General features: G+C 71.1%; 13 protein-coding genes and 1 tRNA gene. 8 read left to right on the top strand and 6 right to left on the bottom strand.

Going from position 1 to position 12,900, the window contains the following annotated elements; all coding sequences use genetic code 11:
* Window positions 1-20 precede the first annotated feature (20 nt).
* The 4 genes from V1634_RS15060 to V1634_RS15045 are packed head-to-tail and all read left to right on the top strand — an operon-like array spanning window position 21 to window position 4,328.
* On the top strand, window positions 21-989 hold the full coding sequence (locus V1634_RS15060; protein ID WP_331208437.1) for a UbiA prenyltransferase family protein: 969 nt from the start codon (window positions 21-23) through the stop codon (window positions 987-989).
* Window positions 986-1,999 carry a glycosyltransferase family 2 protein gene (locus tag V1634_RS15055; protein ID WP_331208436.1) on the top strand — a complete coding sequence of 338 codons (1,014 nt, stop codon included), beginning with the start codon at window positions 986-988 and terminating at the stop codon, window positions 1,997-1,999. Before V1634_RS15060 ends, V1634_RS15055 begins: the two co-directional genes overlap by 4 nt.
* Window positions 1,996-3,054: a glycosyltransferase family 2 protein gene (locus V1634_RS15050; protein ID WP_331208435.1), complete on the top strand. Its 1,059-nt coding sequence runs from the start codon at window positions 1,996-1,998 to the stop codon at window positions 3,052-3,054. The genes V1634_RS15055 and V1634_RS15050 overlap by 4 nt, the downstream gene beginning before the upstream one ends.
* Window positions 3,051-4,328 (top strand): endonuclease/exonuclease/phosphatase family protein, encoded by a 1,278-nt coding sequence (locus V1634_RS15045; protein ID WP_331208434.1) that lies wholly within the window; start codon window positions 3,051-3,053, stop codon window positions 4,326-4,328. Before V1634_RS15050 ends, V1634_RS15045 begins: the two co-directional genes overlap by 4 nt.
* A gap of 116 nt (window positions 4,329-4,444) precedes the next feature.
* Here V1634_RS15045 and V1634_RS15040 read toward each other — a convergent pair whose 3' ends face one another.
* From V1634_RS15040 to V1634_RS15030, 3 genes are all read right to left on the bottom strand, one after another.
* Window positions 4,445-5,197 carry a 4-carboxy-4-hydroxy-2-oxoadipate aldolase/oxaloacetate decarboxylase gene (locus V1634_RS15040; RefSeq protein WP_331208433.1) on the bottom strand — a complete coding sequence of 251 codons (753 nt, stop codon included), beginning with the start codon at window positions 5,195-5,197 and terminating at the stop codon, window positions 4,445-4,447.
* Complete coding sequence (locus V1634_RS15035) at window positions 5,194-5,928, bottom strand: PIG-L deacetylase family protein (protein ID WP_331208432.1); 735 nt, start codon at window positions 5,926-5,928, stop codon at window positions 5,194-5,196. The genes V1634_RS15040 and V1634_RS15035 overlap by 4 nt, the downstream gene beginning before the upstream one ends.
* Window positions 5,929-6,043: 115 nt before the next feature.
* Complete coding sequence (locus V1634_RS15030; RefSeq protein ID WP_331208431.1) at window positions 6,044-7,351, bottom strand: LLM class flavin-dependent oxidoreductase; 1,308 nt, start codon at window positions 7,349-7,351, stop codon at window positions 6,044-6,046.
* Window positions 7,352-7,702: 351 nt separating this feature from the next.
* Here V1634_RS15030 and V1634_RS15025 point away from each other — a divergent pair, with 351 nt between their 5' ends.
* Genes V1634_RS15025 through V1634_RS15015 form a run of 3 tightly spaced genes read left to right on the top strand, consistent with a single transcriptional unit; the run spans window position 7,703 to window position 10,379 of the window.
* The gene (locus V1634_RS15025) at window positions 7,703-8,800 is read left to right on the top strand and encodes an aliphatic sulfonate ABC transporter substrate-binding protein (protein ID WP_331208430.1); all 1,098 of its coding nucleotides are present in this window, start codon (window positions 7,703-7,705) and stop codon (window positions 8,798-8,800) included.
* A complete protein-coding gene (locus V1634_RS15020) occupies window positions 8,797-9,636 on the top strand; it encodes an ABC transporter permease (RefSeq protein WP_331208429.1) in 840 nt (279 codons plus the stop codon). Before V1634_RS15025 ends, V1634_RS15020 begins: the two co-directional genes overlap by 4 nt.
* Window positions 9,609-10,379, top strand: a complete 771-nt coding sequence (locus V1634_RS15015) for an ABC transporter ATP-binding protein (protein WP_331208428.1) — start codon at window positions 9,609-9,611, stop codon at window positions 10,377-10,379. Before V1634_RS15020 ends, V1634_RS15015 begins: the two co-directional genes overlap by 28 nt.
* A 52-nt stretch (window positions 10,380-10,431) precedes the next feature.
* Here V1634_RS15015 and V1634_RS15010 read toward each other — a convergent pair whose 3' ends face one another.
* Window positions 10,432-10,914, bottom strand: a complete 483-nt coding sequence (locus V1634_RS15010; RefSeq protein WP_331208427.1) for an NADPH-dependent FMN reductase — start codon at window positions 10,912-10,914, stop codon at window positions 10,432-10,434.
* 407 nt (window positions 10,915-11,321) lie between these two features.
* Window positions 11,322-11,726, bottom strand: coding sequence for a RidA family protein (locus tag V1634_RS15005; protein ID WP_331208426.1), 405 nt, complete (start codon window positions 11,724-11,726; stop codon window positions 11,322-11,324).
* Window positions 11,727-11,881: 155 nt separating this feature from the next.
* Here V1634_RS15005 and V1634_RS15000 point away from each other — a divergent pair.
* A tRNA-Leu gene (locus tag V1634_RS15000) sits at window positions 11,882-11,965 on the top strand.
* Here V1634_RS15000 and V1634_RS14995 read toward each other — a convergent pair.
* The gene (locus V1634_RS14995; RefSeq protein WP_331208610.1) at window positions 11,921-12,628 is read right to left on the bottom strand and encodes a recombinase family protein; all 708 of its coding nucleotides are present in this window, start codon (window positions 12,626-12,628) and stop codon (window positions 11,921-11,923) included. The genes V1634_RS15000 and V1634_RS14995 overlap by 45 nt on opposite strands.
* Window positions 12,629-12,900: the final 272 nt, after the last annotated feature.

The raw sequence follows: 12,900 nt of genomic DNA, 5'->3' as shown, positions 1-12,900 counted from the left end.
TTCTCTGCCCGGAGCCGAGGGTGACCGCCGTCGAGACGGTCGTCGAGACCGCCGTACCGGCCGCACCGGGACGCGGTATCCCGGCCCCCCGGCCCGCCCGGCACCTGCTCGCTCTGACCCGACCCGGTCACGCGGTCAAGAACCTGCTGGCCGTACCGCTGGCGCTGCTCGACACCCCACTGTGGACCGGGACGGCGCTGCTGCGTACCGGCTGGGCGGTGCTGGTCTTCACGGTGGCCGCCTCGACGATCTACGTCGTCAACGACATCGTCGACCGCCGGCTGGACCGTATCCACCCGGTCAAGCGCAACCGTCCGGTCGCCGCCGGCCTGGTACCGGTACCGCTGGCCTGGCTGCTCGCGGTCGGGCTCGCCGGGACGCTGCTGGGCCTGGTGCTGGTCGGTCCCGACCTGCCGTGGTGGCCGCTGGTCGGCTACCTCTGCCTCAGCGTCGCCTACAGCCGGTGGCTCAAGCACCTGCCGATGCTGGACATCTGCGTCGTCGCCGCCGGCTTCGTGCTGCGGGTCCTCCAGGGGTACGCCGCCAGCGGGGCGACCCCGTCCGGGCTGCTGCTCACCGCCGTCTTCGCCGGCTGCCTGGTGCTGATCCTCGGCAAACGGCGGCACGAACTGGCCGCCGCCGGCTCGGCGCACCGGCCGGCGCTGGCCGGCTACAACGTGCTGCTCGCCGACCACCTGCTCGGGCTGAACACCGCGCTGGCCAGCACCACCTTCCTGCTCTACCTGAACACCGACGCGCCGCTCGGGCCCTGGCGCCCGGTCACCCTCGCCGTGGTGGTGCCGCTCGGCCTGCTCGCCGCGTTCCGCTACCTCCAGGCCGTACTGGTCCGGCAGTCCGGCGGCGACCCGATCCGGGCCCTGCTGCGGGACCGGATGATCGTGGCCAGCGCCGTCCTGATCGGCACCACGCTGACCCTGGCGGAACTCGGTGCCCGCTATCCCAACCTGCTGAACTGGATGGATCTATGAACACACCGCTCGTCTCGGTCATCGTGCCGAACTACAACTACGCAAGGGCACTCGGGCTCTGCCTCGGGGCGCTGCGGGCACAGAGCTATCCGAACCTGGAACTGATCGTGGTCGACGACTGCTCCACTGACGACTCGGTCGCGGTCGCCGAGTCCTACGGGGCACGCGTGCTGCGTACGCCGAGCAACTCCGGACCGGCGGCGGCCCGCAACCTCGGTGCGGCGAACGCGCACGGCGAGATCCTCTTCTTCGTCGACTCGGACGTCGCCGCCAAGCCGGACGCGGTCGCCAACGCGGTCGAACTGCTCACCGCCGATGCGGAGATCGGGGCGATCTGCGGCAACTACGATCCGGTGCCGCTGGTCCGGGACAGCCTGCTGGAGGAATACCGCTGCCTCCAGCAGTCCTACTGGCTGATCGCCGACGAGGGACGGATCATGACCCTCTACACCGCGCTGCTGGCGATCCCGGCCCGGGTCTTCGCCGAGATCGGGCCGTTCAACCCGCGACTGCGGGAGACCGAGAACGCCGACTACGGGATGCGGCTCGCCCAGCGGTACCAGATCTGGCTCTCGCCCAGGGTGCGCGGCGTGCACGACCACGACGCCGACCTGGGCGTACTGGTCCGCAAGGTCTTCACCCGCACCGCCCTGCACATCCCGATGTACGCCCGCAAGCCGGAGTTCCCCGGCGGCCTGAGCAGCGGACCACGCGCCTGGGTCAGCGTGGCCGCCCTGCTGACCGTGCTGACGTGCGCGCTGCCCGTGCTCTTCGGCCCGGCGTTCCTGGCGGTGCCGCTCGCCGCGCTCGCCGCCTGCCTCGCCGGCGACCTGCCGATGTACCGGTTCGTCCGCCGGGAACGCGGCCTGCTCTTCCTCGGCTACTTCATCGCGATGCACTTCTTCCTGAACCTGGTGATCGCGGTCGCCGCGATCTCCGGGGTGGTCGCCTGGCTCGCCTCGGGCCGGTTCCGTGGGCTCTACGACCGGCCGGAGGTGGCCACCCGATGACGGTGAACGGTGCGCGGCCGGACGACGGCCCGCTGGTCTCGGTGATCGTGCCGAACTACAACTACGCCGAGTCGCTGGATCTGTGCCTGCGGTCGATCCTGGACCAGACCTACCCGAACATCGAGATCCTGATGGTCGACGACTGCTCGACGGACCAGTCCGTCGCGGTGGCCGAGGCGCTCGGCGTACGGGTGGTGAGCACCGGACGCAACGGCGGCTGCGGCCGGGCCCGCAACATCGGCGCCGCACACACCAGCGGCGAGCTGATCTGCTACGTCGACTCCGACCTGGTGCTCGCGCCGGACGCGGTGGCGAACGCGGTACGACTGATCCTCGGCGACCTGCGGATCGGCGCGGTCTGCGGGATCGAGGACCCCGAGCCGCTGCTGCACGACACGGCGGTGGCCCGGTACCGTGGCCTGCAATATCACTACTGGTCGATCAGTTCGGAAGGTGACGTGTCGTTCCTCTTCCCGGCCGTCTGCGTGCTGCGCCGGCCCGTCTTCGAGGAGATCGGCCCGTTCAACCCCGGACTGCGGCACACCGAGGAGGTCGACTACGGCTACCGGCTGAGCCGCCGCTACCGGCTGGTGCTCACCTCACTGGTCCGGGGCCGGCACGACCACGACCACGAGCTGCGTGGGCTGCTGCGCAAGCTGTTCCACCGGGGACGGCTGCGGATCCCGCTCTACGCCCGGGCCCGCCGGTTCGGGCAGGGCTTCGAGACCGCCGCCCGGGCCTGGGGCAGCCTGGCCGCGTTCGGCGTACTGCCGGCGTTGGCGGTGCCGCTGCTGCTCGGCCCGTGGGGGCTGATCGTCCCGGCCGGGCTGTTGGCAGCCTCGCTCGCCTGCGACGCCGGCATGTACGGCTTCGTCCGCCGCCGGCACGGCGTACCCTTCCTGGTCTTCTTCGCCGGGCTGCACTTCCTGGTCAACGTCGCCATCACCGCCGGGGTCGCCACCGGCGCGGTGCAGTGGCTCGCCTCCGGCACGTTCCGTCGGCTCTACGACGCCTCGTTCCCGGTCGACCCGAGCCCGCTGCGGGGCCCGGCGTGACGGTCGCCGTCCCCGACAGCGACGGGCTACTGCCCGGAGGGCCGGCCGCCGGCACTCCGGGCGGCGCCACTCCCGGCAGCGCCACTCCGGGCAGCGGTACTCCCGGCAGCGCCACTCCGGGCAGCGTTGACCCACCGGGGTCCGGCTTCAGCTCGCCGGCCGAGGTGGAGCCGTCGGCCGAGGTGGAGCCGATGTCCGGCGTGGTCCGGAGGGGCCGGCGCGGCTGGCGGTGGTGGCTCTACGGCGGGCTCGTCGCCGCCGCGGCGCTCTGGCTGGCCTTCACCGTGGCACACCTGGTGCTCAGTGGGCAGTGGTGGCTCTGGCTCGCGGTCGACGCCGTGCCACCGCCGGCCTTCCTCGGCGTACCGCTGCTGCTGGCCGTGGCCGCCGCGCCGTGCCGCCGGTCGCGCCGACCGGTGGCGCTGCTGGCCGCCGCCGCCCTGCTGCTCGGCGGGCCGCTGTCCGGGCTCAACCTGCGCGGTCTCACCGGCGGTGACGGTCCGCCCCCGCCCGACGCGGTCCGGGTCTTCAGCTGGAACACCGGGTACTGGGACGAGGGCGGCCAGACCGACGAGCTGTACGCACTGCTCCGGGCCGCCGACGCCGACGTCTACCTGCTCCAGGAATACTGGTACGAACACTCCTCCGGACCGGGTGCGGCGGAACTGACACGGCTGCGTACCGAGTTCCCGGGCTTCCACATCGCGGTCGTCGGCGAGTTGCTGACCCTGTCCCGCCATCCGATCCTGCGTCGGCTGCCGCTGGATGCCCCGGACATGCCGCCGGCCCTGTGGGGCACGAGTGAGCAGTGGCGGTACAAGGTGCTGCGTACCGATCTGGACCTCGGGGCGGGCCGGGTACTGTCGGTCTACAACCTGCACATGCCGGTACAACTGGTGCCGGACCACAGTCCGCTGGGTGGCGAGTTCTACCGGGTGATCCGGCAGCAGCACGCGCAGCGCGAGCCGCAGTGGCGGGCGCTGGCCCGGGACGTGGCGGCCAATCCGCATCCGATGCTGGTCGCCGGCGACCTCAACACCAGTCCGGCAATGGGCGACCTGGCGAAGCTCCCCGACCGGCTCCGGGATGCCAGCTACGCGTCCTCGGCCCGCTATCCGGCGACCTGGTCGGATGCGCCCGGCTGGCCGCGCCTGTGGCGGCTGGACTGGGCCTTCGTCTCGGCTGCGGTCCGGGTGCACTCGTACCACTTCGGCCGGCCGACGAACGGCGTCTCCGACCATCGCCCGCAGCAACTGGTGCTCTCGCTGCGATGACCTGCCACCGGTCGCACCGTCGGCCGGGATCGCACCGTCGGCCGGGATCGCACCGTCGGCCGGGATCGCACCGTCGGCCGGAAGTGGCGGTCGCCGGGAAGTGGCGGTCGGCGGTCCTACCGGCCGTCCGGGTCGGGCGGGTGGACGGCGGGCGTCTGTCCGGCGTCCTGGGCGTCGTCCTGGTCGGTGGCGTCGACGTACCGGACGCCCAGCCGGTCCAGCAGCGGTCGGAGACCGTACATGTCCAGCCCGAGCACGCCGTCCGCGAGCTGCCAGCGCTTCTCCTCCTCCCTGGCCTCGCGCTCGGCCCCGGCGGCGGCGACCTCCCGGGCCCGTTCGCGTGGCACCACCACGACTCCGTCGTCGTCGGCGACGATCACGTCGGCCGGACGCACGTAGGCGCCGCCGAGCACGATCGGGACGTTCACCGAACCCGGGCTCGCCTTCACGGTGCCCTGCGCGGAGACCGCGCGGGACCAGACCGGAAAGCCGAGTTCGGTCAGCGCGGCCACGTCACGGCAGCCGGCGTCGATGACCAGGCCGAGGACGCCACGGGCCCGCAGCGAGGTGGCCAGCAGTTCACCGAAGGCACCGTCCGTGCTGGGCGAGGTGAAGGCGACCACGAGTACGTCGCCGGGGCGGGTCTGCTCGACGGCCGCGTGGATCATCAGGTTGTCGCCCGGCTGGGCCGAGACGGTGACCGCCCGACCGGCGATCCGGGCACCCGGGTAGATCGGTCTGAGCAGGTGTCCGAGCAGGCCGGTGCGACCCTGCGCCTCGTGCACCGTCGAGACGCCCTGTCGAGCGAGTCGCGCGACGGCGTCGGGCGGTGGGGCGGCGTCGGTCCGGACGATGACGTGATCCGTCACAGCAGCTCGTCCCCGACCACCGGGAAGACCCGCTGGTACGCCTCGGCGTGCGTGATCGACCGGTTACCGCCGTTGCGGACCGCCTGCACCCCGCGCCGTACGCCGAGATCCGTGTAGTACCCGACCAGGTGCCCCTGGGCCCCCATGATCCGCATAGCCTCGACCTTGCGGTCGAAGACGGCGGTGATGTCCAGCAGCAGGTTCGGCACGAAGCCGCACTGCTCGGGCTGGTGCGGTTCGAACTGCAACACGTTCGGGGCGCCGATCGGTCGGGTGTCCCGGTCGTGTCCGGCCGCCTGGGCCACCATCCGGGCCCGGAGCACGATCTCGTGGGTCAGCGAGTGGTCGAGGTTGTAGGGATCCTTCGCCGGATGGGTGAGGATCACGGCCGGGTCGACCCGGCGGATCGTCGCGACGACGCTGTCGTAGAGGTCGTCCGTGGCGCGCAGCGGGTAGTCCCCCGCGTCGAGGAACTCGATGTCGGCGCCGAGCACCTTCGCCGCCCGGCCCGCCTCGTCGCGTCTGGCCTCCTTGACCCGGTCGAGGGTCATGCCGGGCTGCTTCCACAGTCCCTGCGATTCACCCTTCTCGCCGAAGGTGAGGCAGAGCACGTGCACCGGCTGGCCCCGGGAGGCGCCGAGGGCGATGGCGCCACCGGCGCGCCAGACGAAGTCGGCGGCATGCGCGCTCACCACGAGGATCGGACCGCGCCCGATCGGAGACGCTGTCATCGACAATCCTTCCCGAGCGGTTCCGCGGGTACGTCGTACGTCCGGGGTGGAAGCCGCCACGCTTGTCGGAGCAGACCGATCATAGGGGCGGCCAACACGATTACCAATAACATTGTCAACAATCCCGGGCCCGGGAAGGCGGACGGACGATGCCCGGGATGCCAGCGCCACTCGGGATGGTGGTGGAGCCGTTCGGCGTGGGGGCGGCCCCGTTTTCGCTGGGCGTTGGTGCGGTCCCGTTCGCGCTGGGCGTTGGTGCGGTCCCGTCCTCGTTCGGCGTGCGGGCCGCGAACGGCACCTCGGCAACGGCCGCCGAGGCTTCGCCGGCCGGGTGCTGCCACAGCCCGCGTCGACGCAGGATCGGCAGGACACCCTCGCCGACCCAGTACGCCTCCTCCAGGTGCGGATGTCCGGAGAGGATGAACTCGGTGATGCCGAGTGCGTGATACTCGGCGATCCGGTCGGCCACCTCGGTGTGGCTGCCGACCAGTGCCGTACCCGCACCGCCGCGTACCAGCCCGACCCCGGCCCAGAGGTTCGGTGACACCTCCAGCCCGTCCCGGGAACCGCCGTGCAGCGCGAGCATCCGGTGCTGCCCCTCGGACTCACTACGCCGCAGTCCGGCCTGGACGGTCGCGACGTCGGAGTCGGCGATACCGTCGAGCAGCCGCTGCGCCTGCGCCCACGCCGCCTCGGCAGTGTCCCGCGCGATGACGTGCAACCGGATCCCGAACCTCATTTCCCGGCCGGCCTCGGCCGCCAGCCGCCGGATCCAGGTGAGTTTCTCCGCCACCTGCGCGGGTGGTTCGCCCCAGGTCAGATACACGTCGCTGTGCCGCGCCGCCACCGGGCCGGCCGCCTTCGAGGAGCCGCCGAAGTAGATCGGCGGGGCGGGGTCGGGCAACCGGGTCAACCGGGCCTGTTCGACCCGCAGGTGCTCCCCGGCGTGGCTGACCGTCTCGCCGCGCCACAGCGCCCGTACGACGTGCAGGAACTCGTCGGTACGTGCGTACCGGGCGTCCTTGTCGAGGAAGTCCCCGTAGCCGCGCTGCTCCTGCGACTCCCCGCCGGTGACCACGTTGAGCAGCAGGCGCCCGTGGGAGAGCCGCTGAAAGGTCGAGGCCATCTGTGCGGCCAGCGTCGGCGAGGTCAGTCCGGGCCGGAACGCCACCAGGAACTTCAGCCGCTCGGTGACCTCGGTCAGCATCGCGGTGGCCAGCCAGGCGTCCTCGCACCAGGCGCCGGTGGGAGTGAGGGCGCCGACGAAGCCGAGCTGTTCGGCGGTCCGGGCGATCTGCCCGAGGTACGCCAGGGTGGCCGGCCTGGCACCTCCGGCGGTACCCGGCGGCAGTCCGTGCCCGCCGCCGACGATGTCCCGGCTGTCGCCGTAGGTCGGCAGGAACCAGTGGAAGGTGAGCGTCATGGTTTCTCTCCGGTGAGCTGCGCCCGGGTCACGGGCGGGACGGGTGGGCGTCGGGCGACGGCGGCGTCGCGGACGGGCGGCTGCCGCGTTCCGATCCCCGGCCCCGACACCCTATCCATAAATCCTATCGGTTTAGTAGGCTAATCCGGCGGCCGGCCGTGGCGAGGTGTGCCTCGACGCATCCGGGCGCCCCGTCCGGCATCGACGCCGCCGCCCGCACCACGCCTCCGCCCCGCCCCGCCGGTTCGTTCCCCGCCGGTTCGTTCCCCGACGATTCGTTCCCCGACGGTTCGTTGCCCGACGATTCGTTGCCCGACGGGCCGGATCCACAACCTCTTCAGGAGCATTCCGATGGTTCACCGCACCCTCAGCCCTCGCCACCGGCTCCGATCCGCCGACGACGGTTCCCGCCGGCCCGACGGGACCGCCCGCCGACCGGGCGGGAGCCCGCGCCGGTCCGACGACGGCGGCCGTGGCCTGCCCACCCCGAACCGCCCCGCCCGGCAACCGCGTACCCTCCTCGTCGGCCTGCTAGCTCTGGTGCTGGCGGCGACCGGGGCGGTCGCCGGATGCGGCGACGAGAGCGCCGGCGCGGACACCGACGAGTTGCTCGTCGGCTACCAGCGGTTCGGCGGCCTCAGCCTGGTCAAGGCCCGCAACGGGGCTCCGGAGGTGAAATGGTCGCTGTTCGAGAGCGGACCGGCGCTGACCGAGGCGCTCAAGGCGGGCGCGATCGACATCGGCCAGGTCGGCGAGGCGCCACCGGTGTTCGCCGCGGCCGGAAAAATCAGGTTCCGGATCATCGGTACGTCGGAACCGGTGCCGCAGGGCGAGGCGGTACTCGTCAAGGAGGCCAAGGGATACCGCAGTTTCGCCGACCTCAGGGGGAGGACGGTCGCCCTCAACAAGGGGTCGAACGTCAACTGGCTGCTGGTCAAGCTGCTGGAAGCGCACCACATGACACTGGCGGACATCAACGTCAAATATCTCAAGCCTGCTGAGGCGCGTCCGGCCTTCGACAACGACCAGGTCGACGCCTGGATCATCTGGGACCCGTACTTCGCGCTGGCCGAGCAGCACGGAGTGAAGATTCTGGCCGACGCCACCGGGCTGGCCAGCAACCGCGAGTACATCCTCGTCTCGCCGGAGGCCCTGGAACGCAAGCCCGACCAGATCCGGACGTTCCTGGGAACGTACCGCAGCGTCACCGACTGGGGCATCGCCAACCCCGAGCAGCGGACGAAGATCCTGGCACCCGAGCTGAAGATCGACGAACCGACCACCGCCCGTGCCCTGGCCCGCAGCGCCAAACCGCTCGCCCCGGTGACCCCCGAGATCGGTGCCGAACTCCAGGCGATCGCGGACGGCTTCACCGAACTGGAACTGATTCCGGAACGGGTCGACATGGCGTCCCTGGTGGATGCCCGATTCGACGGAGTGTTCCGGTGACGGACACCCTGGTCGAGAAACCGATTCGTTCGCCGGCCGCGCCGGTGGCCGTCCGGCGACCCGAGCGCCGGCACCGACCGGCGCGACGCTGGCGGCGCGCCGTCACCCCGGTCGGGCTCCTGCTGATCTGGCAGGCGGCGTCCCAGACCGGCCTACTGCCGGCGGAGAAGCTCTCCGCGCCGAGCGCCGTGGCCCAGACCGGCTGGCGACTCGTCCGGGACGACACGCTCGGGATACACCTGTTCGACTCGCTCACCCGAGCCGGCATCGGGCTGGCGATCGGCGGCACCCTGGCGCTGGTACTCGGCGCCACGGCCGGTCTGCTCCGGCTCGGCGACGACCTCGTCGACCCGCCGGTGCAGATGGCCCGGATGCTGCCGCACCTCGGGCTCGTGCCGCTGCTGATCATCTGGGTCGGCATCGGCGAGTCACTGAAGATCACACTGGTGGCGCTCGGTGCGTTCTTCCCGATCTACTTCAACACGTACGCCGGGATCAGGGACATCGACGAACGCCTGGTCGAGGCCGCCCGGAGCTGTGGACTCAACCAACTGGCCCGGATCCGGCACGTCGTACTCCCGGGTGCCCTGCCGTCGCTCTTCCTCGGCCTGCGGCTGGCCCTCGGCGCCGCCTGGCTGAGTCTGGTGGTCGGCGAACAGGTGAACGCGCAGACCGGGATCGGCTTCCTGATGATGGAGGCCCGCGAGTTCAGCCAGACCGACGTGGTCCTGCTCGGCCTGCTCGTCTACGCGCTGCTCGGCCTCCTCTCCGACCTGGCACTGCGAGTGGCCGAGAGGAGGACCCTGACATGGCGACGCGGACTCCAGGCGGTCTGAGCACCGCCAGTTTGAGCACTGCCCCCCGGGCCGTCGTCACCGCGCACGCGGTGCGCCGTGCCTTCGGCGCGACGGTCGTACTCGACGGCGTGGACCTCGCCGTCGCGCCGGGCGAGATAGTGGCACTGCTCGGTGGCAGCGGCTCCGGCAAGAGCACCCTGTTGCGCATCCTGGCCGGGCTCGACCCCGCAGCGACAGGCGAGATCACCCGGGCCGGCAGCCAGGCGGTGGTCTTCCAGGAGCACCGGTTGCTGCCGTGGAAACGGGTGGCCGACAACGTCTCCCTCGGCGTCGCGGGCCCCGGGGTACGGCAGCGGGTCGCCGCCGCGCTGGCCGAGGTCGGACTCGCCGAGCGGGACCGGGCATGGCCGACCGAACTCTCCGGCGGTCAGGCCCAGCGGGTCGCCTTCGCGCGGGCACTCGTCCGCGAGCCCGCGCTGATGCTGCTGGACGAACCGTTCGGCGCGCTGGACGCGCTGACCCGGCTGAAAATGCAGACCCTGTTCGGGCGCCTGCACGCCGAGCACAGGTTCGCCGCGTTACTGGTCACGCACGACGTGGACGAGGCACTGCTGCTCGCCGACCGCACCCTCGTACTCGACGACGGGCGCATCGTGCAGAACGCACCGGTACCGCTGGATCGACCCCGCGCCCCCGACCAGCCCGGCTTCGGGCCGCTGCGCCGGCACCTCCTCGACCAACTCGGCGTGCGCCCGGCGCAGGACGGCGACGCCGACACCTGACCGGCTGCGCCGGCACGGCGGGACGGAGGTTGGGCGGTGGCGAGCCGGTGCGTCAGGCCGCGATGGGCAGCGTGGCCGCGTAGCCGGCGGCCAGGTCCGGGTCGCCGAGCGTGGACTCCGGTACCGCCAGCCCCGGGCGCACCTCGGCGCCAAGTTCGGCGAGCAGGCCACGGAGGTGCCGCTGCGACTGGGCGGCCTGCTCCGGGTCGGTACCGACGGTGATCGGCAGCGCGACCACTCCGGTGAGTCCCTGGTGCGGCAGCCGGTCGAGGAAGACCTTCAGTAGGCCGGTGTAACTGCCCTTGTAGGTCGGGGTGGCCACCACCAGGATCCGGGCCGCCCGCACCGTCGCCATCCCGTCGACCACGCCCGGCTCGTCGGGTAGCAGCAGAGCCGGCCCGTACGCCGCCAGGTCGACGACGACGGGTGGTTCCGTGCCCTCCCGCCGGGCTACCACCTCGGCGACCGAGGTGGCGAGCCCCTGGGTGCGCGACCCGGGTCGCGGGTTGCCAGAAACGACGACGATCTCGCTCACGTGTTCCTCCGCCCGACGCCGCGGATCCGACGCCTTCGTCCCGGTAGCCAACTGTCCGATGTGGTCACGCCTGATGTCGGACACGGCCGCTGGGGCGAGTCGACGTCCGACCTGCATGCGTTCGTTAGCTCGTCCAGCAAATCCTACCTATCCGATAGGTTGAAGGGGAATCAGCAGGTCGGGTTTTCAGCACGCCGGCCACAGGAGCCCGGATCGGGGCGAGCGGAGACGCCAGGGACCTGTCCGCACCAGAACCGGACAGACGGCTCGTCACCGGCCGGTCGGGCCAGCTCATCGGGACGCATCGGCGGGACCGACCGAGGTCGATCTCATTGATCTAGCATGACCGGAAGTATTCAAGCCGGTACCGAAAGTCGTCGTCGCAGAGCACTCCCGCTTCCGGCAGATCACATCGGCAGGGCGGCAGTGACGTCGAGCTCCACCAGCTGACCCGGGAAGCCGAGCTGGGCCACCCCGAGCAGGGTACTGGCACTGGTGAACGCCGGAGCGAGCGAGGAGGCCTGGAAGCGTCGCCAGACCTCGGCGAGCACGTTCCGGTCCGCGCTGACGACATAGATGACCGTACGGACCACGTGCTCCGGTCCGGCGCCCACAGATCCGAGCGCGATCATGGCGTTGGCGGCAACCTGGTCCACCTGTGCGCCGAAGTCGCCCGGACCGACCAGCACACCTCCGGCGTCCAGCGGACACTGTCCCGCCAGATAGGCGGTACGCCCCGCCGGAACGATCGTGACGTGGTGGTAGCCCGGGGTGACATGCAGTCCGTCAGGGTTGCTGCGGGAGATCGTCATGGTGCCCAGTCTGCGAGGTGGCAGCGTCCCGCCGGCTCGGGGTATGCCGCCGTGCGTGATCCACCGGCGCCGTGTACAGTTGTCCCCCGTGCGGCGCTGCGGATGGCCGACGGGCGAGATCATCGTCCCGGCGGTCGCTCAGTGACGTAATGCAGGTCCGGGTGGCGGAATGGCAGACGCGCTAGCTTGAGGTGCTAGTGCCCGTATAGGGCGTGGGGGTTCAAGTCCCCCCTCGGACACGTTATTTCGACACGAAGCGTGATAGTCCTTCGTGTTTTGCGTGATCCCCGTCCCGTCGGGCGGGGATTCTTGCTGTGGTGGCGAGGACGGGTAGGCGCGGTGTGAATGGCTTGGACCGCGATGAACCGCTCCTCGGTGACCAGCGGGTGAGCGATCTGACGCGAGATAACCCACTGCGGGGCGGCGTTCCAGCGCTGGACCTCGCGGTGCCGCGCGACGGTCCCATCGGGCATGAGGTCGTCGTGGTCGGTGCGCTGCCGGTTCCAGACCTGGCGGCCGGTGTAGCGGGGGTTGGCCAGGATCGCCGCGACCGTGGTCAGCATCCATCGGTGGCCGCTGCGGTGAGGGTTACGTGATGGGTCGGCGCCGGACGGACACGGCACACCGGTGTCGTTGAGCCTGCGAGCGATACTGGTCACGCCGTAGCCGGCCGGGCGCCGCTCGAAGATCCACCTCACAAAGGGTGCGGTCGCCGGGTCGGGTGCCAGGCGGTGCAGACGGCGACCCCAGGCGGCGTGGGCGCGGTTCGGATGAGGGTCAGCTGTTCGAGCTGTTGGCCGTGGAAGGCACGTTCGTACTCGCCCACGACGATCGCGTCGAACCCACGAGCCACCACGGCACCGTCCATGCAGGATTGAGCGAGCCCAGCAACCGGCTGCCACCACTGACTACCCGTAGGTACAGCCGATCCGCGGCGGCACTGTCGCACGGGGCGGCGCCCCCGGTGCGAGACCGCTTTCAGTGACGACTATTCGTTGATCTTGTCCAACGGACTGAGGCGCGCTTGATCTCACCCTCTCGCTTGCCACCTGGCGCAAGCTACCTGGAAGGCAGCACGGGCGGCAGTGGCCGGGAGGATTCGGTAACAAAAGTGGACTGGACTCGCGCTGCGGATCCGGCGTAGCATCCTGCTCCAGAGAGATCGTCAAGCGAT

Origin of the sequence: Plantactinospora veratri (assembly GCF_036421995.1) — a bacterium.
GTDB classification, from domain to species: domain Bacteria; phylum Actinomycetota; class Actinomycetes; order Mycobacteriales; family Micromonosporaceae; genus Plantactinospora; species Plantactinospora veratri.
The sequence above is the reverse complement of the archived record's forward strand: the minus strand, read 5'-3'. Positions and strand labels throughout refer to the sequence as shown.

Bases quoted from the DNA above. Each gene is read 5' to 3' on its own strand.
- V1634_RS15035 (WP_331208432.1), bottom strand. From the start codon at position 5,928: ATGACAGCGTCTCCGATCGGGCGCGGTCCGATCCTCGTGGTGAGCGCG.
- V1634_RS15050 (WP_331208435.1), top strand. From the start codon at position 1,996: ATGACGGTGAACGGTGCGCGGCCGGACGACGGCCCGCTGGTCTCGGTG.
- V1634_RS15005 (WP_331208426.1), bottom strand. From the start codon at position 11,726: ATGACGATCTCCCGCAGCAACCCTGACGGACTGCATGTCACCCCGGGC.
- V1634_RS15055 (WP_331208436.1), top strand. From the start codon at position 986: ATGAACACACCGCTCGTCTCGGTCATCGTGCCGAACTACAACTACGCA.
- V1634_RS15030 (WP_331208431.1), bottom strand. From the start codon at position 7,351: ATGACGCTCACCTTCCACTGGTTCCTGCCGACCTACGGCGACAGCCGG.
- V1634_RS15025 (WP_331208430.1), top strand. From the start codon at position 7,703: ATGGTTCACCGCACCCTCAGCCCTCGCCACCGGCTCCGATCCGCCGAC.
- V1634_RS15015 (WP_331208428.1), top strand. From the start codon at position 9,609: ATGGCGACGCGGACTCCAGGCGGTCTGAGCACCGCCAGTTTGAGCACT.